Genomic DNA, 23406 nt, shown 5'->3' with positions numbered 1-23406 from the left:
GCATCCGCCTCACCCGGGTGTAGCTCGGCCCACGCTTGCGCGGCCGCGCGTTCTTCGTTCGGCCAGCGGCGCGGATCGGCGCCATAGGCAGCGACGATGGTCTGGAATCTCTCGGGTGTCATGGTGTGTCCTTGCTAAAACCGCTGCCGGCCAGTTGTGCGCGCAAGTTCCGGCGAGCGCGCGCGAGCAGGCTTTCGAGGGCATCCACAGTGATGCCCATCAAGGCTGCCGCCTCGATATTCGATAGCTCCTGATAGTAATTGAGTACCAGCGCCTCACGCTGCCTCGCCGGCAACGCGGCGAGCGCCGCGCGCACGCGTTCGTCGCGCACGCGCGCGTCGATCTGCAGATCGGGTAAGGGTTGCGGATCGGCCTCGTCGGGTAACTCCGCCACTGGATCTTCGCGCCGTCCACGCAGGCGGTCGTAACAGAGATTCAACGCCACGCGATGGATCCACGAGTCGAAGCGGGCCTCGCCCTCTTTCCAGTGCGGCGCCTGTTTCCAGATACGCACGAAGGTCTCCTGTGCGACGTCTTCCGCTTCCATACGGTCTCCCAACATGCGCGTAGCGAGCGCGAGCAGACGCGGCAGCTTGCGCGACACAAGCGTGCGCACCGCCGCCGGGTCCTGCTCGCCTACCCGTGCGACAAGTTCGGCGTCGGGGTCGCGCTCGTTCAAAGGGCGCAGCCCCAAAACCCTCGCAGCACGCGCGGCGGGCGCCCCTGCGCCCGGATCAGTCGTCTCGCGACACCCGCGTTTCTCACTTGCCGTTGCTCCCTGAGGTGCGTCTCACGCTTGTTTGATATTGTGGCTATGGGCGGCCGTAGATCAGATCAATATACGACGACCGCCGGATGGTAATACGCCGGCCGCGCAGGCTCAACAATGCAACCGGTCAGCGTCGTCGCCGCCAGCACGAGAATCAAAAGGGTTTTCATCGCAATCCGCCTTGTGTTGGATATGACGGACGGCCGCACGCCTGCGCTAGCAGCGCGAAGTGCGCACGAGGCCCGTACCAGAGCCTTCAGCCTTCAGCCTTCAGCCTTCAGACGACGGCTGAAGGGTTAGGCCCAGTGGCCTTCAATCCAGCGCCAGTGCGGTCCGCGCTCGGCCCAATGTCCCGGCACCCAGTGATAGCCCACGCGCACGGGCTGCCAGTGACCTGGCGCCCATACATACTGACCATGGTTCCAGCGCCAGTGGCCGTGGTCCCACACATAGCCATCACGAGGGGCCGGCATGACTTCGACGCGCGGCGGCGGCGGTGCTGCCGGCGCGATAATGACTTCTTGAGCGAAGCTGGCGGTCGCGGCGAGCGATAGCGTAGCTGCGGCTAGCAGGCGTGCAAGGGTGGTGTTTTTCATGTAACTCTCCCAAGGGTTCAAGGAAACCGGATTAGCTCCGTTTGTTCTTAAACGCGGCAGCCGGGAAAATCCGTCGCGGATTATTTGAAGCTTTTTGCCTGGGCGCATGAGGCCGTGGCGCGGGCGGTGAAGTGCGGTGAAGTGCGGTTCACACGACACGGCCTGGCTCGCGCTATCCTGTGTCCTATCTGACGCTACCCGCCGCTAACGGTCGCCCCGCGCGCGGCGCCTTCGAACCGTACTGAACATCCAGACACGCCGTGCCGAAAGCCGTCCCGCCCGAATTGCCAGAACACGACGACGCCCGTTCGCTGGCGCGGCACTATCCGCGCGGAATGCACATCGAACCGCACTCGCACACATGGGCTCAGGTGCTATATGCCGTCGCCGGGGTGATGTGGGTCGAGGTCGGCCGCGAGGCGCTGGTGGTGCCGCCGCAGCGCGCCGTATGGCTGCCGGCGGGCGCGGTTCACTCCATTCATATGATGAGCCAGGTCGAGATGCGTAATCTCTACCTGCATCAGCGCAACGTGCTGCATCTCAGCCAGCAAAGCGACGTGTTCGAAGTCAACGGCCTGCTGCGCGAGCTCATCACCACGATCGCCGAGCACGAACGCAGCGATACCCGCGACGCCGCTTATCTGGAGACCGCCTACAAGCTGGCGATGCTGGAACTGGCGTGTGCGCCCCGCTCGTCTTTGCGTATTCCGCTGCCGGATACGTCGGAAGCGTCGGATCGCAGACTCGACGCGTTGTGCAGAGCGGTCATCGACAACCCGTCGATTGAGATCAGTTTCGAGCAGCATGCGGCGTCGGTCGGCGCGAGCGTGCGTACCCTCGCGCGCCTGTTCACGCGCGAGTTGGGAATCGGCTTTTCTGAATGGCGGCGTCAGGTGCAACTGGCAGTCGCCGTGTCCGGTCTGGCCGAGGGTCGCTCGGTCAGCAGCATCGCGCGTTCGCTCGGCTATTTGCCGAGCAGCTTCAGCGATATGTTCCGCCGTGAATTGGGCGCTTCGCCCACCGGGTTTGATCCGCAGGAGACGCTTGACGGGCGCCAACCAGACAGCGCGCGGGTCCAGCACTCGTAACGCGGAAATTAACTTCACGCGCTTGCAGAATCTGGGGGGTGCCCGCATGGTCACACGTCACTCGTTGTCCGAAATTCGAAACTCCCTGTCTCAACAACGCCCTTCCGGCCATTTAGAATGACTTCATCGCTGCACCACGCAGCCGGTTCATTACCGATCAGGAGCGTTGTCGATGAAAGCCATCCAGTTCAAGACCTTTGGCAGCCCCGACGTACTCGAATACGTCGACGTGCCCACCCCCTCCGCCGATGCGCAAAGCGCGATCGTGCAGGTCAAAAGCGCCTCGGTGAACCCCAGCGACGTCAAGAACGTCTCCGGGCAGTTCGAACACACGGTACTGCCGCGCACGCCGGGCCGGGACTTCAGCGGCGTGATCGTGGAAGGTCCGGCTGAATGGCTCGGCGCCGAGGTTTGGGGGACAGGCGGCGATATCGGCTTCACCCGCGACGGCACGCATGCGCAATTCCTCAAGATTCCCGTCGGAGCGCTCTCCCGCAAACCCTCCACCCTGAGCCACGAGCAGGCCTCGGCCATCGGCGTCAATTTCGTGGTGGCCTGGCTGGGCACCGTGGAATACGCGCAATTGAAAGCGGGCGAAACCATCGCAGTTATCGGTGCAGGCGGCGGCGTAGGCGGCGCGGTCGTGCAGATCGCCAAGGCTCGCGGTTGCCGCGTTATCGGGGTCGACCGCCAGCCGTTGCAACCGGATTCGCCCGCGGGGCGGTTGGCGGACGAGTTCGTGATGCTCGACGAGCACGTCACCGAGCGCGTCAAGTCGCTGAGCGGTGAAGGGGTCGACGTGGTGTACGACTCGGTTGGTGGCATCGCCTTCGAAGCCACGCTCAGTCTCGTCAAACGTCGCGGCAGGGTGATCGAGATCAGCGCGACCGGCAAGCGCCGCGTCGAATTCGATCTGATCGACTTCTATCACAACGAGACCCAGTTGCTCGGCGTGGATAGCGTGAAGCTCGGCGTGGCCGATTCGGCGCCGCTGATGCGGGCGCTCGTCGAAGGCTTCGAAAGCGGCGCTCTTCAGCCACCCGTGATTGCGCAAACCTTCGCACTGGAGCAGGCGCGCGACGCGTATCAGGCCGTCGCCTCAGGCACACGTGGACGCGTCGTCATTACGATGTGACATCCGATTCGCGCGGCAGGTCATGCAATGGACGCGACCCGCCGCGCTCGATGGGTACAACAATCATGAAAGCGTACATAGTCTCCTTGCTGGTGGGCCTCGTGGTCGGCTTGTTCTACAACGTGGTCAACGTGAAGTCTCCGGCGCCGCCCACCATTGCGCTGGTCGGGCTGCTTGGCATGCTGGGCGGTGAGCATCTGATTCCGCTCGTGCGCTCGCTGTTCGGGTTTAGCGTCAACTGACCGCTGCATGGCCGGACTTTCCCGGCAACTCGTTACCTGAGTACCGACGGTCTGATACGCTTCGGGGCTGCGGATTGAACCCCGGACGTGCGACTGGCTGGCAACGCCTGCATTGCAACTCGCCTTCCGCCTTGTGATCTGCTCAGAACAAATACCCAGTTTGCTCCGGAGTGTTGCATGTCAGATGAATTTGAAGTGCATGGTCTGCACGATCACGCGGTTGAACACGTGGGCGTTGCGCATGGCGCCCATCACGATGAGGATCCGTTCGCCAGCCGCATGGCGGTAATGACCGCGATCCTTGCGACCATCGGCGCGATCTACGCGTACCAGAGCGGCACCAGCGAAAATCTGGCGCTCTATTACAAAAACGAAGCCGCCATCAAGAAGACCGAGGCCGCCAATCAATGGTCGTACTACCAGGCCAAGGGCGAAAAGGAAAATCTCGCTGAGCTTGGCGCGGCGTTGTCGACCCCAGGTAGCGACGCGCACGCCAAATTCGCCGCCGACGTCGAAAAATACAAGCAGCAGAAAGAGCCGATTCGCGCCAATGCGGAAGCGATCGAAAAACAGGTCGCCGATAACGACGCGCAAAGCGAAAAACTGCTACACGGCCATCACCGCTGGGCCCAGGCCACGACGCTGATCCAGATCTCCATCGCACTGACTGCGATCACGTTGCTGACGCGCAAGAAATGGCTGCGCAATCTGTCGCTGGGCGTGGCGGCGGCGGGCATTGTGTTTGGGGGGATGGCGTTTCTGTCTTTGTGACGTCGGCCCATCTCAGTGTCAGCGGCAGTGTCGCCGGGTATCTAACGGCCCTTCAAGCGACGCTCGCGCGCGCCCGCTCCAACAGTAACTCACGTTCGCGCGCGTTACGGGTCATGCCCGCGGCGCGTTCGAACTCGGCCCGCGCTTCGTCCATGCGTCCGAGCTTCGCTAATAGGTCGCCGCGCACACTCGGCAACCAGTGGTAATGCGCCAGCGTCGTATCGGTGACGAGCGTGTCGATGATCTGTAACGCCGCGGCCGGACCGGACGCCATGCCAACCGCCACCGCGCGGTTCAACTCCACAACCGGCGACGGGCTCACCTGAGCCAGGGTGTCGTAGAGTGCGACGATCTGCACCCAGTCGGTCTGCTCAGCAGTGTGAGCCCGTGCATGACACGCCGCCAGCGCCGCTTGCAGCGCATACGGCCCACTTGCCCCGCCAAGCGTTTGCGCACGTTCGAGCGCCGCGAAGCCGCGCCGGATCAACAGCGTATCCCAACGGCTGCGGTCCTGATCGAGAAGTAGCACCGGGCGCCCTTGTGCGTCAGTGCGCGCGTGCAGGCGCGATGCCTGGATTTCCATCAGTGCGACGAGTCCATGCACCTCGCTTTCTTCAGGCACGAGTCCCGCGACCACGCGGCCCAGCCGGAGCGCTTCTTCGCAGAGTGCGGGACGCATCCAGTCATCCCCGGCGGTGGCGGAATAGCCTTCGTTGAAGATCAGATAAATCACTTGCAGCACCGAGGCAAGCCGTGGCGCGCGTGCTTCCGCACGCGGCACCTCGAACGGGACCTTGGCGGCACTTAGCGTACGTTTGGCCCGCACGATGCGTTGCGCGATGGTCGACTCGGCCACCAGAAACGCACGCGCAATTTCGTCGGTCGTCAAACCACCCAGCAGACGGAGCGTGAGAGCAACGCGGGCGTCGGTGGATAACACCGGATGACACGCGGTAAAGACGAGCCGCAGCAGGTCGTCGCCGATATCGTCTTCGCGAGCGGCATCCAGTGCATCGACGAAATCCGGCACAAGGTGAGCCTCCTGCGCATCCAGATCGCGGCCGAGCTCCTCGCGCTTGCGCGCATGCAGCACTTCCTGGCGCAAGCGGTCGAGCGCGCGGTTTTTGGCCGCTGCCATCAACCAGGCTCCCGGGTTGTCGGGCACGCCAGCGTCGGGCCAATGCTCTAGCGCCGCTACCAGCGCGTCTTGCGCAAGCTCCTGTGCGACACCCACGTCGCGCACCATGCGCGTAACGCACGCAATGACCTTCGCGGACTCGATGCGCCAGACGGCTTCAATCGCGCGGTGGGTAGCGGCTGACGTCAAGAGCGCCCCAGTTCCGGTTCGCGCGAGGACGCCGTTGAGCGTGTCGGTCTCGAATCACGGACGATGAGCTTCGCGTCGATTTGCTCGTGCATACCGTGGTCTCCTTGAGCGCTTTAACGTTTCGCTGCGTCCAGTTCGCGAAACCGCTCTACCTCTGGGCCTGGCTCGAAGTCGTCCAGCTCGAACAGCTGGCGCACTTCGATTTCACCATCGGCCTGCTCGCCGAACGGCGCAGGAAAGCGTCGTGCCCATTCCATCGCTTCTTCGCGCGAGCGAACCTGAATCAGCGTGTAACCGGCAATCAGCTCCTTCGTTTCAGCGAACGGTCCGTCGATCACCGTGCGCTGCCCCTCCGAATAGCGAATGCGCCAACCCTTCGAACTCGGCTGCAAGCCGGTTGCATCGAGCAACACGCCGGCCTTCGCCAATTCCTCGTGATAGGTTCCCATCGCTGCCATTAGGGACTCTTCCGGCATGGCGCCGGACTCGCTCAGCGCCGTCGCCTTGACTATGATCATGAATCGCATCGCTGTTGCTCCTTTTTTCTTCGTTGAGTTGATGGGGCCGTTTCGTCCTGGCTTTCATGTACACGACGAGCGACACATTCACAAATCGACACCACAAACCTCTGACGAGGGAAAACCCTGGAACGCATCGGCGACAGATCCATGGCCCCGAATCGTCGGGTCATTGCTTCATCACTGATAGCACGGCCCGATTTCGCGCACTTCAATCGAGCACCACCGGGCGGCCGGACATGCGGTAGCAATAGCGATCGCTTCCTCGCGGGTATCGCAGTTCACCAGCAGAAAGCCACCCACCATTTCCTTCGCTTCCGCAAACGGTCCGTCGAGCAGACGGCGCTCGCCATGACGCACTTCCACCCGCACACCGTCGTTCGGTGACTTCAGCGATTCGCAGGCAAGCAGTATCCCGCGCTCCTTCAGGCCCTCGGCATAGTTGGCCATTTCTTCGAAGCGCGCCCGTCCTTCATCGTCGGTGCGTTCGCCACGTTGATTCATGGGTTCGATCACGAGCAACAGATAAGCCATAGAGAACTCCAGTAGATCGCCAGGCCACTAGCGGTAACGGCAGGCGCGGTGGAACCATGCGAAGAGACGGGACAGGCGTCCGGTCCGCAGGACTAGGCAAGCTTTGAGAAAGGCAGTCTAGCAAGCACGTCGTGCTCAACGCAAACCGGCAGGATGAAGTTCGCAAGCGCTACGCGAGTTCAGCTACTACAGAACAAAACAGGCCGATACGCTGCTGCGCCGCCGCATCGGTTGACGGCACGTGAATTGCTTCGTGGAGGGTATCTCGCAGGATAGTGGAGGCAAAAAATGAACAGCCGATTCAGGTGGATGGGCGTCGTCACGCTAAGCGTTCTGGCATCGCTGGCGACGGGTTGCACGGTCGGCGGCGCGGCAGCAGGCGGCGTCGTCGGCAATGAGGCGACGAATCACAGCACGGCCGGCACCGTGGGCGGCGCGGTGGTAGGTGGTGTGGTGGGTTACGAACTCGGCAAGTAGCGCGGGCGCGTAACCTGGTCAGTTTCAGGCGAATGCGCGCAAACTGGCTTATGCTGATGGCCTTTTCGCACGCATACTGACCATGACCTATTCAGACGTATCGACAATCCAGAGTTGGCACGCTCACGTGTACTTCGATGCCGGGCATCGCGACGCCGCCTGGGTTCTGCGCGAGCAGATCGAGGCGCGCTTTGCGGGCAAGATGGAGATGGGTCGCTTCCACGAACGCCCTGTTGGACCGCACCCCATGTGGTCCTATCAATTGGCGTTCGAGCAGCCCCACTTCGCTGAAATCGTTGCCTGGCTCACGCTCAATCACGGCGCGCTGGACGTTTTCATGCACCCCAATACGGACGATCAACTCAGGGATCACCGCGACGCCGCTGTGTGGATTGGGCACTCGCATCAACTTAAGCTCGAAGTCTTTAACGATTGAATGCCTTTGGGGTGTCAGCCGAGGGTGCCAAAGAAGCCCGATTCGCGCGAAGGCTCGGCTTCGACCCTTCACATATTGCTGTAAGAACTGCACCAGCCAGTGGCCGCCACCTGCTTGTCGCCGAACAGCATGCAACCGCCCCACGCGTCCGTTGACTTACCCTGGAACAGCGAACAGTTGCTGCAATTCTGCCCAGCGACATAGTTGGAAAATTTTGTCTTGTCGACGGTTGAAGCGACCTGCTTATAGCCGAGCGCTTGCGCCTTCGGATCGGTCTCGCTGACCTGTGCTGCATCGGCGGATGCACCGCGCGTCAAAGCCAGCGACGAAGCCGCGCTAATGCTGAAAAGAATAAAGCTGCGACGCGATGTTTTCATGGCTAGGGACTGTCAAGGAGCATTGTTTGCAAAGGACGGCCGCCCGTTACAAAAGCTTACGGAGACACCACCGCCGTCAATGTCAGCAGTATCGCAGACATAGACAAGAGGTGCTGCGAGACACGCGCAATACGTCTTGTTCATGTCTTTTCGGCTTCGTTGGTTTAGTACCGATAGCAATCCCTACAAATAATTTCGCACTACGGATCGTCACTAACTGCGAGTAAGCCTTAAACAGTTACGCGAGCGACTTAACGGTCAGCACGCGCACAAGACGCACATCGTCTTACAGCAACAAGGCGAATCACTTTCTCCGCCTTACAAACCATCAAACCCGACACCGTTATCACCGATAACCTGTTCGATCAGGCTCGCGCCACCGAAGTGCGTTCGTCTTTCGATCGCGTGCGCACCACTGTTATCCAACCTGTTTATCTGGAGGAGAAGGACCATGTCGACTGAATCGTTTGGGATGGCGTTGTCGTCGTTGCCCATACCTACGCTGCCGTCATCGACGCCAGCCGACTCGTCATCGAAGAAGCCAGTCGCCTCAAGCGCTTCGTCCGGCACATCGAGCGCTGGTACAGACCCGCTGCTGGCCGCGCTGTCGCAGACGCTCTCACAACTTGGCTACACGATGCCCGCCGGCTCGCTCGACACCAGCTCTAGCGCGGACAAGTCCACGGACAGCGCCGCGACCACCACAGGCGCTCAGTTCCTCGCCGCGCTTTACCAGGCGCTGGCGTTGCAACAGTCGATTGCTTCGAGCAACGGCGGTGCCTCGTCCTCGGGCGGATCAGCAAGTGCAATAGCCAGTCTTGGCGATGCAACCTCGTCGAGCAGCAGCGTCGGTGCCTACCGCGACCTCAGCTCACGCATCGCGGACCTATCGAACGCAGCTCAGGGCGCCGATGATGCGGACAGCGACGCGGGCGAATGGGACGTCGAGTTCGACGACGTATCCGAACCTTCGGATGAAGATGAATCGGATGACGCAGATCCGTTGGGCAGCGCCGTCTCGAGCCTCAACGATGCGCTGCAGGCCCACGTGGCCGCACTCGATCAGGATCCCAGCGCAACGGTCACGCTGTCGGACGTACTGGAGGGTTTGTCGAACAACGCCAGCAGCCTGAACTGGCAGCCGGTGGGCGTGATGGTGGATGTGGCGATCTGAGCGTGACGATCCAGGAGCGAGCGCGCCGGCGCCTAAAGAACGCCGGAAAGCTGGCGGCGGCCGAGATCGCCAGATCGCTCCAACTCGCATGTGCCCCGCCGCTAAACACGGCGATGAGCGTAATGATGGCGACGTGTCTTACGCGGCCTTACCAGCCCTAAAGATTGCTTTCCCAATGGACGACAAATCGAGGAAGGCGGCCCTGCGCTGCATCTTCGGTTAGGCGAGCGCCGGGACGTTTCGTCAAAGTCGCGTAGTCCTGATACAAGGATGAGGAAAGATTGCCATGCAAATCAGCAATGCCGCGTCGTCGCCCACGCTGACGCAACCGGCCCAGGCGGGGACGGGCGTCGCTTCGAATGTAACGACGTCAAACAGCGGCACGGCCGAGTCCAGCACCTCGCGAGCAAGCCCAAGTCAGGACGCGGCCGTCAACATTTCAGCCGAAGGCACGGCTGCGCTTGCCGGGGATCAAGGCAGCACAGCGGCGAGTTCGACTACGACGCAAACCGGTACGACATCGGGCGACACCACGACCGACACCGACACCGACACGGACACAGACCCTGACACCGCCACCGCCACCGCCACCGCCACCGCAGACGATACGAACAGCACAAATCAATCCGACAGCGCAGATGATGCCGCCAACGATGGCAGCGTCTCAGGCGGGACCACCAGCGTCTCGCCGTTGAAATCGTTTGCCTACGGCTCGCTCGGGCTTGAGCGCCCCGATCAGACACAGCAGGAAACCAACTCGTTCTACACCGCTGGCCGCTGGCTGGCAGCCGGTATCACAATTGGCGGACTCATTTCGCTACTCGTCTGAGGCCATCGATGCGGCACGACCCATCACGTCGCCCCCTTTCCTGATCTGCTTTAGCTCGGGCACGCCGCATGCTATCTCCAGACCAATACAAGCCGCGCCGCGGTCCGCCATGACATAACAAAGTAGCGACATCACCCCGATATTGGCGCACCGCTGGCTTTTTAAAAGGAAGCGCTATGTCCGCCACACCTCATGGGCTGGCAGCGAAACATGCTGCACACCCGCACACCCGCTTTCACGTTGTCCTGACCAGCGTAATCGCCGCACTGGCTGGGCTGCTGTTCGGTCTCGACATTGGTGTGATATCGGGCGCATTGCCCTTCATCGCGCGTCAGTTTCACGTCGGCGATCAGATGCAGGAATGGATCGTCAGTTCGATGATGGTCGGCGCGGCGCTCGGCGCGCTCGGGTCGGGCTGGCTGGCCAAAGCGCTCGGACGCAAACCTTCGTTGATGATCGGCGCCGCGCTGTTTGCCTGCGCTTCCGCCCTGTGTGCCTTTGCATGGAGCCCTGAGGTGTTGATCGGCGCGCGCGTGTTGCTCGGCATCGCAGTCGGCATCGCATCGTTTACCGCGCCCCTCTATCTATCCGAAATCGCACCGCCCACCATGCGCGGTGCGCTGATCTCGCTCCATCAGTTAATGGTGACGGTCGGCATCCTCGCGGCTTTCCTCTCCAACACGGCCTTTAGCGGCTCCGGCGACTGGCGCTGGATGCTCGGCGTGATCGCCTTCCCGGCCATCGCGCTACTGATCGGCTTGCTGTTCCTGCCGCGCAGCCCACGTTGGCTGATGAGCAAGGGCCACACTGATGAAGCGGAGAAAGTGCTCGACCGTCTGCGCAGCGACCGCAAGACGGTCGAAACTGAAATGCATGAGATCGCAGATCAACTGAAGGTCGAGTTTCAAGGCTGGGGCCTGTTCCGCAGTAATCCGAACTTTCGACGTTCGGTATGGCTTGGCGTCCTGCTGCAGGTTATGCAGCAACTCACGGGCATCAATGTGGTGATGTATTACGCGCCGCGTATCTTTGGACTTGCGGGTTACGGCAGCGCGCACGATCAATTGTGGGGAACAGTGATCGTCGGCGCGGTGAACGTAGCGGCCACCTTTATTGCCATAGGACTCGTGGACCGCTGGGGCCGCAAGCCGATCCTTTACACCGGTTTTACAGTGATGGCGCTCGCGCTCGCCACCCTCGGCGCCATGCTGCACGTGGGCATCTCGGGCGGCACCAGCCAGATGATTGCCGTCGCAATGCTGCTCATCTTCATCGCGGGTTTTGCGATGTCCGCCGGTCCGATGATCTGGATTCTTTGCGCGGAAATCCAGCCAATCAAGGGACGTGACTTCGGTATCGCCGCATCGACCTTCGTCAACTGGGTAGCCAATACGATTGCGGGCGCGACCTTCCTGACCTTGCTCAACACGCTTGGCCATGCACAAACGTTCTGGCTCTACGCGGTCATGAATGCTGCGTTCGTGTTGCTCACACTCTGGCTGGTGCCTGAAACCAAGGGCGTTTCGCTTGAGCAGATCGAACGCAATCTGATGGCGGGTCAACCGCTGCGACAACTCGGCGAGTAATACGCCAGCGCGTCATTGCAAGTCATACCTTGTCGATGCGGGAGACGCGATCTTCAGTGTCCCCCGCTTTCGTCTGGAGCTATCGCGATCAGATCGGCAGGCGCGGTAAATGAGGCTTCGGGACGCAAGCGCAGCAGCGCATCGAATTCCGTATAGCCCCATGCCACCGCACCAAAGCCAATGCCGATCTTGCGGGCCGCATGCGCGTCGCGAATCTCGTCGCCGATATAGATCGCTTGCGTCCTCTCAACCCGCGTCACCTTCAGAATCTTGCGCAGCCGGTGCGCTTTGCCGAACAAGGCTGAACTGCATTCAATCGCCGCAAAGCGGGCAACCAACTCCGTCCCCAGCACCGCCTCCACATTGGCACGCGAGTTGGACGTGGCCAACGCGAGCACGATGCCGCGCTCCGCGAGTTGTTTCAAGCCATGCTCGACGCCGGAGAACGGTCTGATTTCACTTAAGCGCCGTTGCATGATGGACCTGAAATCGAGGACCACCTTAGGGACGCGGTGCATGGGCAATTGCAGGTCACGCAGAATGTCGCGCGCGGCCATCCCGCGCAAACGATCAACCTCGTGCGGCGCAACCTGTCTGAAGTCATGGTGCGCGGCGAGATCGTTGATCGATTCGATGAACAACGGGAAGGTATCGGCCAAGGTGCCGTCGAAATCGAAGATGGCAAGTTTTATCGACATGGACCCAACGCTATGCTTTCAGCCATGCCATACCGCGTTCGATCGAATCATGCGCATCGTTCAGAATCAGATCGCCGTGCGCGACCACCACGCGCTCGAAGGGCCATTGCAACAGACGGTCCATGGAGGCACGCGCTGCTTTTCTGTCACGGTATAGCAGGCGATACGGACGGCCCCAAGTGATCTTGCCTTCCAGGCCGCACGCCTTGAGGTACATCCGCGTCGGCCAGTGCGGCGAGGACGTGAAGTTCTCAACGAGATCCGACGTGATCAAAGAACGACTCGGCACGTGAAAAAACACCGTTTCCGCGAGCATGCAGCCGTGGATAGAAAGCGGCACCAGTTCGCCCGACCAGTCTGCGTGCGGTGTTTCGGAGAGATCCGCGTCCAGACGCAAGTCCTTGCGCTTGAGCCGCAACGCCTGCGGTCCGTGCAGCATGGCTTGTGGATAGGCCGCCTGAGCATCGCCCGCGTAGACGTGGTGATAAAGGTTAGGACACACGATGTGCGAAATGGGACCGAGTGCGTCCAACTCGGCGCGCACAGCCGCTGACATCGCAACGGGCGAATGCAACCACAAGCCGCCGTTTGCGAGACGAACTACCGTCATGCGCGTGCCGAGATGCATTGCCAAAAACGAGTGAGGCGTTGCGACAGTCCAGATGTTTTCCGCAAGGCGCTCTAAGTGCGACATAGGATTGCTCCCGTTTGGGATTCGAAGCGCGTCTCATAGGTTAAAGCCACCACGCTACTCCGCGTGTACCGCCACCCAACTTCAGGGGCGGGCAAATCCTTATATTGACAGACGTTGGCATGCCGTACGAAACAAAGCTAAAGTTACGCGCCTGACTTGCGCTGCACGGCCACGCCACGTTATCCGCCATGCATGAAAGGCGCAACCCGGCACGTACCACTCCTTGTCGCCATTGGAACGGAGGCTTTCTTGGACGACTCAGTCACGCAGTCAGCAGAACAGAAGAAAAATCAGACTCCCTCGATTCGGCACAAACGCGGGCTTCGCTGGGTCTTCACCGGCAGCAACGGGATTCGAGCCGGCTGGGGTATTGTCCTTTTTGCCGCGATTTTGGTTTCAGTCGTGTTAGCCATTAGCAAGCTGTTACACCATTTGCTAGGGCCTACGCCGCATAAAACCTCGTTGTTGACGCTGAACTTAATCTCCTACGTCGAGCTTGCCGAGTTCCTCGGGCTGCTGGCCGCGCTGGCCGTGCTGGCCAGGATCGAGCGGCGCTCGTTGCTTTCGTTCGGCTTGCAAGGAACCGCGCGCCTCGCCCGGTTTACAGGAGGCCTCGTCTGCGGCTTCGGCGCGATCAGCGCAGTGGTGTTTTCGCTTGTGAGCATGCATGCCATGACGCTCGATGCGCCATCCCCGGCGGACCCCCAAGCCTGGGTCCACGCACTCGGCTGGGCAGCCGCATTTCTGATGGTAGGTCTATGCGAAGAGTCGGCGCTACGCGGATATCTGCAATTCACGTTTAGCCGCGGTATCGGCTTCTGGTGGGGCGCCTTGCTGCTCTCCCTGGCGTTCGGCGCCCTGCACGGCACCAACGTCGGCGAGACCCCCGTCGGCCTCTTTTCTGCTGCGGCCGTCGGTTTGGTGTTCTGCCTGAGCCTTTGGTACACCGGCTCGCTGTTTTGGGCGATCGGCTTCCACGCTGCATGGGACTGGGGCCAATCGTACTTCTACGGCACGTTCGACAGCGGCATGGTGGTCAATGGCCGTTTGTTTACCGCACATCCGCTGGGTAACGCGTTGATTAGTGGCGGCACGACGGGTCCGGAGGGGAGCCTGCTGGTATTCCCGCTCATTGCGGTTATGGTGCTCGTGATGTGGCTGTGGTGGGGCCGTCGCGGCACGCCAGCCTTCAGCGGCGGCGCCTGGCGGCCTGTGCGGCGGTAATCCGAAAGCCGAACGCAACAATGCCGCTGTAGCCTCCAAAAACCGGGCGATAGCGGCAAAGAAAAATTACACGGGATGGTTGAACGCCGTTGCGTCGCGCAACGGCGGTGATATTCGATGCTGCCGTGCTACACGGCAGCACCGTTTCACTGAACCGAGTTGCCTTGCTCGGTACTGCTGTCTTGCGTGACAGCGTTGTCTTGCTGGACGCTGCTGTCTTCATTGGTAGTTTGCGGCGCGGAGTTGCTTTGCCCGGCACCACCGTTCTCATTGCCGTCCTGTGCGACGGGCGTGTCTGACTGGGCCGCGTTGCCTTCTTGCTGAACTGCGTTGCCTTCTTGCGGAGCAGCGTTGCCTTCTTGCGGAGCCGCCCCGGCCTGCGCCGCATTTTTCGTCTTTTGCCGCTTGGCCTGCAAGCCGCGCGCGCGTGCCGCTTCCGCCGGCAGCACCTGCCCCGCATCCTCACCGTTCAGATCGACGCGCATCGCGTTGTCCACCACGCAAGCCCAGTAGCGGCTGCCCCAGCACCACACCTTGATCGCATCGCGCAGGGCTGCTTCGTTCAAGCCGAGTTCTTCCGCGTGCAGCAGCAGGTCTTTGAAAATACCCACCTTGAGCGGCACCTTCGGAGCCGGATTCTTGGGGAACGCTTTCGGGAACCGCTTCTGCAGTTTACCGATGGACAGCACCACGGGATCGACCGGCTTCGATTTTTGCGCCGGTGCACCCTGGTTTGCACCGGGCGCGGGCCGTCCTGCCCTGGCGTGTCTGGCTTGCTTAGCTTGCGCGTCCGGCCTGGCTTGCTTGGCATGCGCGTCTGGCCTGGCCTGCTTTGCTTGCCCGTCCGGCCTGGCTTGCGCCGTTTGCCTGGATTCCGTGGCCGGCTTCGGCTGCCTGGCGTGCTGCGGCTGCTTTGCCTGCTTGGCCGCGCGTTTCTCAGCCGCCTGTTTCGCCAGTTGCTCTTTCAGTGCAGCGAGTTGTTCAAAGCCCATGATGCAATCTACGACGAGGAAAATGCGTGGATTGTAGCAGTTCAACCGGAAAGCGCTCTGCGCGTAACCGCGTGCCAACGCGACCCAATGCGAGGAGCTTCCGCCTGCAGCGCGCGCAGGACCGCGCACGGGTGCGTTGCGGACTGCGTCAATAGCTGCTTTAGCGATGTCGCTTCAACTGCTTTCCTAACGTGACGCTTGCGCAGATTGTTGCGCTGACCCCAGATAAACGCGTACCAGAAGCCGGATTTCCGCCTGAAGCAAGCGGCGTGCCGCGGCTTTGTCTACGTCGATGGCGTTTAAGCCTTTGAGTACGTGCAGTAGCACGGCTGCCACGGTCTCCGACTTCGCTTTGGGTAAGGCCGGCATCGCGGCCCGCAGAACGCGCCCCAAGCCCTCACGCGCGGCCTGTCGAAACCTTGTTCGTCTCACCTCGCTGCCGCCACGCGCATCGAGCAGCGCAACGGTAAAACCGCGCTGTGATTCTAGCGACAGCATGAAATCAACCAGTTCGTCGGCAAGTTTGTCTTGCGCCATCGACGACGCCCGCTGCGCGAGTGCGTCGAGTTGACCGGTGACGTGTTCCGCATAGCGGAGCAGCAACGCATCCGCGAGCGCTTCCTTCGATGGGAAAAAGCGGTACAGCGAGCCAATCGCCGTCTCTGAGCGTGCCGCGATCTCGGTCATGGTGGCCGCGTCATAGCCCTTTTCGGTAAACACCGCGATGCCGGCTTCCATGATTGCGGCGACGCGCAGGTGTCCGCGCTGCCGCTTCGGTTCGTGCGCGCCTGCAGCGCGTTTGACTGGCATTTCAGATCGTCCTTCTACCGGAGATTTGCGAGGTGTGCCTCGCATGTTAGCGCCGCTCGCGTCGCTGGCCAAGGTTGTACGAGGTAGACCGATGGGGTCGACGCGAGCTTGCACCAGCCAGCACAGGGAGCGTGTTTGACAAATGCGAGGGTAGTCTCTACTATCTTATGCGAGGATATCCTCGCATAATGGCAGCGCTGTGGCGATTTTCTGAAGACTGTTCCATGTCCTCTGGCACACGCGTCGCGTGGCTTCTTTCAGTCATATGACATCTTCACGATCTATGTCGATGCTTCGCCGATTCACACCACTTTTTCCAGGTACAACTGCATGCACTACGTCGCCGCATTTTTCGCCGGGGCTTTTCTTTGCAATTGCATCCCTCACCTCGTTGCCGGTCTGCAGGGCATGCCATTTCCGTCGCCGTTTGCAAAACCGCACGGCGTAGGTGACTCCCCGGCATTGGTGAACATGCTGTGGGGGTTTTTCAATCTCGTAGTGGGTCTGTACCTGTTGTCGCGTCACCCGGTCGCAATCGACTTCGGGCCCGATCTGCTTGCGCTGCTCGCTGGCGTGCTGGTACTTGGCGTAGGTACTTCCCTTCACTTTGGCAAGGTCTGGCAGAGCAAGCACACCCACTAACGGCGTGCCGAACATTGCCGCAGGGTGTCCCGGTCAGCTTCCCGGCGGTCCGTCCATCTTCGGATTCTTGTGGGACACTTCGGGCCGCGCGGGTTCTGGCTGATCCGCCGCAGGGGTTGAAGCCGGCATGGACGCGCTCAGCGCCTCGCGCATCGCGACAATCTCCTGCTGTTGCTGCGCGATGATCTGTTGCGCAATCTGGCGAAGCTTTTCGTTATGTCCGTAGCGCAGTTCGGATTGCGCCATTTCGATGGCGGCCTGATGGTGCGGCTGCATCATCGCCACGAAATCCTCGTCGACGTTGCCCGAGGGTGTAACGTCCATATTCTTCATCATCTTGGACATGGCAGCGTCATTCTCTGCCATGAAGGCCGCATCGTCGGAAGATGGACCTGCCGCATTGACGGTGCTCATCGAACAGAGACATAGCGCCATGAGCAGGCCTCCTCGCGCTGCGCCAGGCAATCGTGATCCTCGACTCATGATGGATGCTCCTTATCCACGGGATTTTCTGGCGCGGGGGTTGAATTACTTACAGCGAGTAGCGCGAATACGTTTCGATCGGAATGATCGACTGAGCCGGAACGGTTCGGGATTCACATGCGCCTCGCAAGTGCTCGACCGCCGTACGCAGCATGAGCCGAAGATCCTGAGTGAGCAAATAATCAATTGCGTCAGCCCGCAAAAGCGGTTCCGTGACGCGGTTGACTTCATGAGTGACATAGACCGTCTGGCCCGCCAGGTTGTATTCGCGCAGCGCTGCCGCCAGACCTTCATTGCCACCCGCTACGTTGTAGATGCCATCGAGCTTGCCATGCTCGGCGAGAAAGCGCCGGGTCGCCTCGTAGGTGGCAGCCCCCGAATCCGCACCCTTGATCACCTCGATGAGATTCACGTTCGGGAAGCGCTGCCGGATCAGAGAACGAAAGCCGATCTCGCGATCTTCGTGACAGGTATAGGAAAACGTTGCGACGACCACCGCGACGTCGGGCGAAGCGTGCGCCTGCAAATGTCGCCCGATGAGAAAAGCCGCGGACTGTCCGGCAGCCCGGTTATTGACACCCACGTAGGTGTGACGGGCGTCGGCATCGACATCGGTTATCAGCGTCACGACTGACTTGCCGGCCACCATACATTTGCGCAGCGCTGCGGTGGTCGCCGCCGTGTTCGTGCAGATGATTGCGATGCCATCCATCTCGTCGGCGGCCTCGCCCACTTGCGCGGCCACGTCCTGATCCGACGCACCTACACAGTTCACGACATCAAGCCGCACGCCTGACGCAGCGAATTCCGCCTCGAGGGCGACCGCGGATCGTGTCAATTCTTCGGTGAATGCGTCCCCTGCCTGCGCCAGCAACCTGAACGCATAGTTGCGCTGCGCAACCGGAAGCGCCGGGCGTGCCGGCGCCCCCGCATCCAGTTGCCGCAATGCCGCGTCGACAGCGCTGCGCGTCCGTGGATGCACCCCCGGCCGGTTGTTCAACGCGCGATCGATTGTCGCCCGGCTGAGCTGCGTCATTTCCATCAATTGCTTGAGGGTCGGCTTGCCTTTCATCTTGCATTCCCAAGGGTCGAAATGCGGACAAGACCGCACGTTCGACATTTTGCCTCAAAAACTGAGTCTTTTGAGACAAGATGCAACGGCATATGACGCAGCAAGGACCAGAAGCTAGTTTCATTGGTTGAAGGAGCCGTCATGGAATACCCTAAATGCTCATAATGAGGCGTTTTAGCGTTTGACGATGGCTCAAAACGAGCCTTAAATGAACTCAAAGATGATCAATGCTTCACCAGACTCATCTCATCGTCAAATCAACCTCACGTACAGGGTGCGCTTCATGTCCGTACAGCAAGACAGCAGGAAAACGATCACCATGGACGACTGGTACAAATGCCGGCTCGACAGGAAGGTGCTCAAGGAGGTCACGCGACGCAACGACTCCGCTGCGCTGCTCCGCTTCGGAGGCTTCATTGGACTGGTCGTGGCAAGCGGCGCGCTCGCGTGGCTGTCGCTCGGCTCGCTCTGGTGTGTCCCGGCGTTTCTCCTCTACGGAACACTGTATGCGTTCGCCGAGGCGATGGAACACGAGCTGCGCCACCGTACGCCGTTCAAGACCGAATGGCTGAACGAGTCGGTTCATTGGTTGATCTGTTTCATGACATGGCGTGAGCAGATTTACAGCCGCTGGTCACACGCGCAACATCACACGTACACGCATCTGACCGCCACAGTTCCGGTCGACGTCGAAATTGCGGTCAAGCGTCCACCGAACTACCTGAAGCTCGCCACCGATTTCTTGCGTGTTTCGCACGGTATTCATCACTTGGGCAACATCGTCCTGCATAGCTTCGGCATTGTCTCGACGAGTGCCAAAGCGGTCGTACCGCCCACCGAATATCGCGCCATGTGCCGCAACTCGCGGGTGATCCTCGCGCTGTACGTTGGCGTCGTCGCTTGGGCGGTCGTGGCTCATAGCTGGTTGCCGGTCATCTTTCTGCTGTTGCCCCGCTCCTACGGCGCCTGGCTGCATGAACTGCTAGCAATCACACAGCACACTGGCTTGCGTGAGAACGAGCTCGACCATCGCTTCTCGACGCGGACCATCAAACTCAATCGCGTGCTTCAGTTCCTGTACTGGAACATGAACTACCACGTCGAACATCACATGTTCCCCAACGTACCATTCCACGCGCTGCCGAAACTGCGCGCGGCGATCGAAGCGGACCTGCCGCCCGCATACGAAGGTCTGCTGAGCACCTGGGGCGAAATACTCCACGTTTTTCGCATGCAGCGGCACGATCGAGAATACATGATCACGCCGTGCGTCCCCGGCAAATCGCCGGCCGTCACGGCAGAAGCCGACACCGCCGCGCCGCTTGCGGCCCAGATACGCTAACTGCCGAGAGACGCAATGAACATCCTGCAATGGCATGAGGTCTGCTCGTGCGATGACATCGACGAAGAGGACGTCCTCGATTTTCGCCACGAAGACAAGCTGTATGCGATCTATCACACCCCCAGCGGCTTTTACGCAACCGCCGGTCTTTGTACCCATGAAACTGCGCGCCTTACCGAGGGACTCGTGTTTGGCGAAATCATCGAATGTCCGATGCACATGGGCCGTTTCCATATTCCGACGGGCGCGGCGAAAGGCGCACCTGTCTGCGTGAATCTGATTACCCACCCGGTGAAGATCGAGGACAACAAGGTGTTCATCGGATTGGCAACTGATTGACCGCTGCGCCTCAACCAAGAGTTGAAAGGCAATGCGACCCTGGCCGGTTTCCTCACGCCGGCTACCAGCAGGATGATAAACAAGGAGACAGCTATGCAATCCACCCTGGGAAAGGCGCTCTGCCTGACCGCCACCGTGTTGAGCCTGGGACTGTGCACCGGCGCTTTCGCGGAACCCGTCGCTCATTTTGATTTCATCACGCACGCACCGGATTCGGATGCGTGGTGGAACACGGTGAAGAACGGCATCACGCAGGCCGATCAGGATTTCAACGTCCAGACCGACTACCGCAACCCGCCCAACGGCGATATCGCGGACATGGTGCAACTGGTCAACCAGGCGGCCGCACGTAACTATGACGGTGTGGTGTTGACGATCGCCGACTACGACCTGCTAAAAGGTGCTGTCTCCAAGCTGAAGGAGAAGAACATCCCGTACATCACCGCCAATACCGGTACGGAGCAGCAGAGCGCTGACCTCGGCGCCATCATGCATGTGGGCCAGCCGGAGTACCTGGCGGGCAAGGAAGCGGGACTGCGTGCGAAGGCGGCCGGCATCAAGACGTTTCTCTGCGTGAACCACTATGCGACCAACCCGCTTTCGTTCGAGCGCTGCCGTGGATTCGGTGAGGCGATCGGTGCCGATACGAAAGCATCGTCGCTCGACGTCGGCACGGACCCGACTGGCATCGAAGCGAAAGTAAGCGCCTATCTGCGCGCTCACCCGGATACTCAGGCTGTGCTGACGCTGGGACCGACCTCCGCAGACCCTACCATTCGTGCGGTGACCAAGATGGGTCTTGCCGGCAAGATCTGGTTTGCGACGTTTGACATCGACCCTGACGTGGCCAAGGCGATCAAGGATGGCACGATCAAGTTCTGTACCGACCAGCAACCCTACCTGCAAGGCTACATTCCCATCGCCATGCTGGCGATCATGCACAAGAATCACAACACGGACGTCGTGGCGGCTCGCACGGAACTCGAAAAGGATCCGAAGTTCATGAAGCGTCTGCAGTCCTATGGACTTAAGCCGGTGTACGAGGCTCGCAACATCAGCTCAGGACCGGGGTTCATTACGCCGCAGAATATTGAACAGGTATCGGCGCTGGCTGGCCGCTATCGGTAACTGAAACGCATGGGCTGTGCTGATAAACCCGGAACTCAAACGAAGACATTTGCGGCAGGCGACCGATTATCCCGATCGGTCGCCGCCAACCCATCAGCGGTAACAATTCACCCCTTCGGCAGCACGGATTGACTGCGACGTTTGCGCGGTTTCGGCTCAACCCCAATGCGCGGATCACGCGCCAGCACAAGGGCCGTCAGCCGTTCCGCAGTGTCTTCAAATGCCGGGTCGTCTTGCGGCACATAAACCCATTTCCCTAACACCGGATGTCGCCGCAAAGCAGGCATCTCGTCGATCAGCGCAGCGTGTCGCTCCTGCGATGTACACACCAGCAAGCCGTTCCACGGCGTGTCGCGATCAGCGGCAACCAGACATAACAAACCGTCGATATAGGCGGCATCGCTGCCGAACATCCGTTTGCTGAGATAGGTTGGCTCACGCTCGAAGGCGTCAAAGATCCAGACGAGCGAATTGCGGATGGTAGATGGCATGGATGCAAGTTCTTTGGCAACGGATGCGAAAACGAGCTTACACACATTCATTGACCTTCGCAGTGGGCGTGCAACGCTGGACGTCTATTTCAAAAGCAAAACGGCCCGGGCGTGTGTCCGCCTCGGGCCGTCGTGCAACCGCTGGCTATGGAAAACCAGAGGCCACTGCTTTCGTGCGCTAACTCTGCTGCTGCGTCTGCCAACCCATCCCAAGGCTCTTCTGTAGCGACACAAAGTCCTTAAGCAATTCAGCCTGCCCCGCGACGACATTCTGCTGCGCCGTAAACTCCTGGCGCTGCGTATCGAGCAGATCGATCAGCGTGGAGACGCCTGAAGAATAGCGTTGCCGCATCAGCGTGGCCGAGTGGGTGGCGGACACCTCCACTTTTTGCAGCGTGACGACATGCTCGCGCTGATGCCCATAGCGTGAAAGCGACGAGTTCGCGTCCTGCAGCGCGCCAAGCACGGTCTTCGTATAACGCGCCTCAGCTTCGTCACGCGATGCCTGCGCCGCGTGCACACTACCCAGCGTGCGACCGAAATCCAACGCATTCCATTGCAGATACGGCGCGCCAATCCAGCTGAAGTTGCTCTTGCGCACGAGATGACCCGGATCGCCAGCACTGAAGCCGATATCACCGAGCAGGGTCACCTTCGGGAAAAAATCGGCGACGTGTTCGCCGATCTCCGCATTACTCGACGCGAGTCGCCGCTCCGCTGCACGAATGTCCGGACGCTGCTGCAGCATCGCTGACGGATCGCCAATCGCCACGGTCTCGGGCATCGCGGGCAGCGGTCGCGTGGCGGCGAGCTGTTCATCCAGCGCCCCCGGCTCGCGGCCTGTCAGCACAGCAAGGCGATCCAGCGTATCGGTCACTTGCGCGTCCAGCGGAATCAGCGTCGAGCGCGTGTTTTCGATCTGTGTAGTCAAACGTTCGACATCGATGTCCGCTGCCGTGCCGTGCTCGCGGCGCTGCTGCGTGAGCGTCAGCATTTTCTGTTCGGTCTCCGCCTGGCGCTGCGCCAGTTCAAGCCGCGTCTGCTGGTCGCGCAGGTCAATGTAGGCCTGTGCAACCTCGGCCGCGAGCGACACCTGCGTGTCCGCGAGATCGGCGTCGACGGCTTGCGCGTCCGCTGATGCCGCTTCGATGGCGCGTCGCGTGCCGCCGAACAGATCGATCTCCCACGAGGCGTCGAAACCAGCTGTATAGAACTGCAGCGGACCTCCTCCTGACGAATCGAGGAAACTCTCGTCAGGCCTGCGCACGCGCAGCGCCGCAGCATCCCCGGACACTTTCGGCAAAGCGTCCGCGCGTTGCACCTGCAATTGCGAACGCGATTCACGCAGCCGTGCCTGGGCAATATGCACATCGGGACTGTGAGCGAAGGCAGCCGCGATGAGGTCGTTCAGTTGTGGATCGTTGAATGCGAGCCACCATTGGCTCGGTGCGGGCGTCGCAGCCGTGCCGGAAGCCGGCGTTCGCACGAACGTCGCGCTGCTGCGCGCGTCCTGCGCAACGGGCGGCGCACCGTGATAATCCGGGCCGACCGTGCAGCCCGACAAGGCGGACATCAGCGCGACGGCGGCGAGTGCGAAACACGAGAGACGGTTGGACATCATGGGGCGATTGA

Annotated in this window: 28 protein-coding genes; 14 read left to right on the top strand and 14 right to left on the bottom strand. The window is 60.8% G+C overall.

The window, feature by feature from the left end; genetic code table 11:
* Positions 1–118 precede the first annotated feature (118 nt).
* Positions 119–694: an RNA polymerase sigma factor gene (locus tag WCA85_RS13555; RefSeq protein WP_424064615.1), complete on the bottom strand. Its 576-nt coding sequence runs from the start codon at positions 692–694 to the stop codon at positions 119–121.
* 371 nt (positions 695–1065) lie between these two features.
* The gene (locus WCA85_RS13550) at positions 1066–1365 is read right to left on the bottom strand and encodes a YXWGXW repeat-containing protein (RefSeq protein WP_424064614.1); all 300 of its coding nucleotides are present in this window, start codon (positions 1363–1365) and stop codon (positions 1066–1068) included.
* A gap of 260 nt (positions 1366–1625) precedes the next feature.
* Here WCA85_RS13550 and WCA85_RS13545 point away from each other — a divergent pair, with 260 nt between their 5' ends.
* The 4 genes from WCA85_RS13545 to WCA85_RS13530 all read left to right on the top strand — a co-directional run bounded on the left by WCA85_RS13545 (position 1626) and on the right by WCA85_RS13530 (position 4601).
* Positions 1626–2453 carry an AraC family transcriptional regulator gene (locus tag WCA85_RS13545; RefSeq protein WP_424064612.1) on the top strand — a complete coding sequence of 276 codons (828 nt, stop codon included), beginning with the start codon at positions 1626–1628 and terminating at the stop codon, positions 2451–2453.
* 172 nt (positions 2454–2625) lie between these two features.
* Positions 2626–3588, top strand: a complete 963-nt coding sequence (locus WCA85_RS13540) for a quinone oxidoreductase family protein (protein ID WP_424064610.1) — start codon at positions 2626–2628, stop codon at positions 3586–3588.
* A 65-nt stretch (positions 3589–3653) separates the two neighbouring features.
* A complete protein-coding gene (locus tag WCA85_RS13535) occupies positions 3654–3830 on the top strand; it encodes a DUF1427 family protein (protein ID WP_424064608.1) in 177 nt (58 codons plus the stop codon).
* Positions 3831–4007: 177 nt separating this feature from the next.
* Positions 4008–4601, top strand: coding sequence for a DUF4337 domain-containing protein (locus tag WCA85_RS13530; RefSeq protein WP_424064607.1), 594 nt, complete (start codon positions 4008–4010; stop codon positions 4599–4601).
* Positions 4602–4653: 52 nt separating this feature from the next.
* Here the strand turns inward: WCA85_RS13530 and WCA85_RS13525 are convergent, their stop codons facing one another.
* The 3 genes from WCA85_RS13525 to WCA85_RS13515 all read right to left on the bottom strand — a co-directional run bounded on the left by WCA85_RS13525 (position 4654) and on the right by WCA85_RS13515 (position 6980).
* Entirely contained in the window at positions 4654–5928 is a 1275-nt protein-coding gene (locus WCA85_RS13525; protein WP_424064605.1) for an RNA polymerase sigma factor, read from the bottom strand.
* Between the two features lie 113 nt (positions 5929–6041).
* Positions 6042–6455, bottom strand: coding sequence for a YciI family protein (locus WCA85_RS13520; protein ID WP_424064603.1), 414 nt, complete (start codon positions 6453–6455; stop codon positions 6042–6044).
* A gap of 171 nt (positions 6456–6626) precedes the next feature.
* A complete protein-coding gene (locus WCA85_RS13515; protein WP_424064601.1) occupies positions 6627–6980 on the bottom strand; it encodes a YciI family protein in 354 nt (117 codons plus the stop codon).
* Positions 6981–7289: 309 nt separating this feature from the next.
* Here WCA85_RS13515 and WCA85_RS13510 point away from each other — a divergent pair, with 309 nt between their 5' ends.
* Both WCA85_RS13510 and WCA85_RS13505 read left to right on the top strand, forming a co-directional pair.
* Positions 7290–7457 (top strand): glycine zipper 2TM domain-containing protein, encoded by a 168-nt coding sequence (locus WCA85_RS13510; protein WP_424064624.1) that lies wholly within the window; start codon positions 7290–7292, stop codon positions 7455–7457.
* Between the two features lie 82 nt (positions 7458–7539).
* Positions 7540–7893 (top strand): DOPA 4,5-dioxygenase family protein, encoded by a 354-nt coding sequence (locus WCA85_RS13505; protein ID WP_424064600.1) that lies wholly within the window; start codon positions 7540–7542, stop codon positions 7891–7893.
* 68 nt (positions 7894–7961) lie between these two features.
* Here WCA85_RS13505 and WCA85_RS13500 read toward each other — a convergent pair whose 3' ends face one another.
* The gene (locus WCA85_RS13500) at positions 7962–8270 is read right to left on the bottom strand and encodes a high-potential iron-sulfur protein (RefSeq protein WP_424064598.1); all 309 of its coding nucleotides are present in this window, start codon (positions 8268–8270) and stop codon (positions 7962–7964) included.
* Between the two features lie 451 nt (positions 8271–8721).
* Between WCA85_RS13500 and WCA85_RS13495 the strand changes: the two genes are divergently transcribed.
* From WCA85_RS13495 to WCA85_RS13485, 3 genes are all read left to right on the top strand, one after another.
* Positions 8722–9444: a hypothetical protein gene (locus WCA85_RS13495; RefSeq protein WP_424064597.1), complete on the top strand. Its 723-nt coding sequence runs from the start codon at positions 8722–8724 to the stop codon at positions 9442–9444.
* 286 nt (positions 9445–9730) lie between these two features.
* A complete protein-coding gene (locus WCA85_RS13490; protein ID WP_424064595.1) occupies positions 9731–10273 on the top strand; it encodes a hypothetical protein in 543 nt (180 codons plus the stop codon).
* 176 nt (positions 10274–10449) lie between these two features.
* Entirely contained in the window at positions 10450–11859 is a 1410-nt protein-coding gene (locus WCA85_RS13485) for a sugar porter family MFS transporter (RefSeq protein WP_424064593.1), read from the top strand.
* A 53-nt stretch (positions 11860–11912) separates the two neighbouring features.
* Here WCA85_RS13485 and WCA85_RS13480 read toward each other — a convergent pair whose 3' ends face one another.
* Both WCA85_RS13480 and WCA85_RS13475 read right to left on the bottom strand, forming a co-directional pair.
* Positions 11913–12557: an HAD hydrolase-like protein gene (locus WCA85_RS13480; protein ID WP_424064591.1), complete on the bottom strand. Its 645-nt coding sequence runs from the start codon at positions 12555–12557 to the stop codon at positions 11913–11915.
* Positions 12558–12567: 10 nt separating this feature from the next.
* Positions 12568–13251: a DUF4336 domain-containing protein gene (locus WCA85_RS13475; RefSeq protein WP_424064589.1), complete on the bottom strand. Its 684-nt coding sequence runs from the start codon at positions 13249–13251 to the stop codon at positions 12568–12570.
* A 249-nt stretch (positions 13252–13500) separates the two neighbouring features.
* Between WCA85_RS13475 and WCA85_RS13470 the strand changes: the two genes are divergently transcribed.
* On the top strand, positions 13501–14475 hold the full coding sequence (locus WCA85_RS13470; RefSeq protein ID WP_424064588.1) for a lysostaphin resistance A-like protein: 975 nt from the start codon (positions 13501–13503) through the stop codon (positions 14473–14475).
* A gap of 146 nt (positions 14476–14621) precedes the next feature.
* Here the strand turns inward: WCA85_RS13470 and WCA85_RS13465 are convergent, their stop codons facing one another.
* Positions 14622–15467, bottom strand: a complete 846-nt coding sequence (locus tag WCA85_RS13465) for a ProQ/FINO family protein (RefSeq protein ID WP_424064586.1) — start codon at positions 15465–15467, stop codon at positions 14622–14624.
* A gap of 186 nt (positions 15468–15653) precedes the next feature.
* Entirely contained in the window at positions 15654–16277 is a 624-nt protein-coding gene (locus WCA85_RS13460) for a TetR/AcrR family transcriptional regulator (RefSeq protein WP_424064584.1), read from the bottom strand.
* A 330-nt stretch (positions 16278–16607) separates the two neighbouring features.
* On the opposite strand from WCA85_RS13460, the gene WCA85_RS13455 reads away from it, so the two are divergent.
* Positions 16608–16919: a hypothetical protein gene (locus tag WCA85_RS13455; RefSeq protein WP_424064582.1), complete on the top strand. Its 312-nt coding sequence runs from the start codon at positions 16608–16610 to the stop codon at positions 16917–16919.
* Between the two features lie 33 nt (positions 16920–16952).
* Here WCA85_RS13455 and WCA85_RS13450 read toward each other — a convergent pair whose 3' ends face one another.
* A complete protein-coding gene (locus tag WCA85_RS13450; RefSeq protein ID WP_424064580.1) occupies positions 16953–17402 on the bottom strand; it encodes a DUF305 domain-containing protein in 450 nt (149 codons plus the stop codon).
* A gap of 49 nt (positions 17403–17451) precedes the next feature.
* The gene (locus tag WCA85_RS13445) at positions 17452–18474 is read right to left on the bottom strand and encodes a LacI family DNA-binding transcriptional regulator (RefSeq protein ID WP_424064578.1); all 1023 of its coding nucleotides are present in this window, start codon (positions 18472–18474) and stop codon (positions 17452–17454) included.
* Between the two features lie 283 nt (positions 18475–18757).
* Here WCA85_RS13445 and WCA85_RS13440 point away from each other — a divergent pair, with 283 nt between their 5' ends.
* From WCA85_RS13440 to WCA85_RS13430, 3 genes are all read left to right on the top strand, one after another.
* On the top strand, positions 18758–19816 hold the full coding sequence (locus tag WCA85_RS13440; RefSeq protein WP_424064576.1) for a fatty acid desaturase: 1059 nt from the start codon (positions 18758–18760) through the stop codon (positions 19814–19816).
* A 15-nt stretch (positions 19817–19831) separates the two neighbouring features.
* Positions 19832–20155, top strand: coding sequence for a non-heme iron oxygenase ferredoxin subunit (locus tag WCA85_RS13435; protein WP_424064574.1), 324 nt, complete (start codon positions 19832–19834; stop codon positions 20153–20155).
* Positions 20156–20248: 93 nt separating this feature from the next.
* Positions 20249–21283: a sugar ABC transporter substrate-binding protein gene (locus tag WCA85_RS13430; protein WP_424064572.1), complete on the top strand. Its 1035-nt coding sequence runs from the start codon at positions 20249–20251 to the stop codon at positions 21281–21283.
* A 107-nt stretch (positions 21284–21390) separates the two neighbouring features.
* Here the strand turns inward: WCA85_RS13430 and WCA85_RS13425 are convergent, their stop codons facing one another.
* Together WCA85_RS13425 and WCA85_RS13420 are read right to left on the bottom strand one after the other, a co-directional pair.
* Complete coding sequence (locus tag WCA85_RS13425; protein ID WP_424064571.1) at positions 21391–21774, bottom strand: hypothetical protein; 384 nt, start codon at positions 21772–21774, stop codon at positions 21391–21393.
* Between the two features lie 178 nt (positions 21775–21952).
* Positions 21953–23395 (bottom strand): efflux transporter outer membrane subunit, encoded by a 1443-nt coding sequence (locus WCA85_RS13420; protein ID WP_424064622.1) that lies wholly within the window; start codon positions 23393–23395, stop codon positions 21953–21955.
* Positions 23396–23406: the final 11 nt, after the last annotated feature.

Source organism: Paraburkholderia sp., from assembly GCF_049581445.1.
GTDB lineage: Bacteria > Pseudomonadota > Gammaproteobacteria > Burkholderiales > Burkholderiaceae > Paraburkholderia.
The sequence above is the reverse complement of the archived record's forward strand: the minus strand, read 5'-3'. Positions and strand labels throughout refer to the sequence as shown.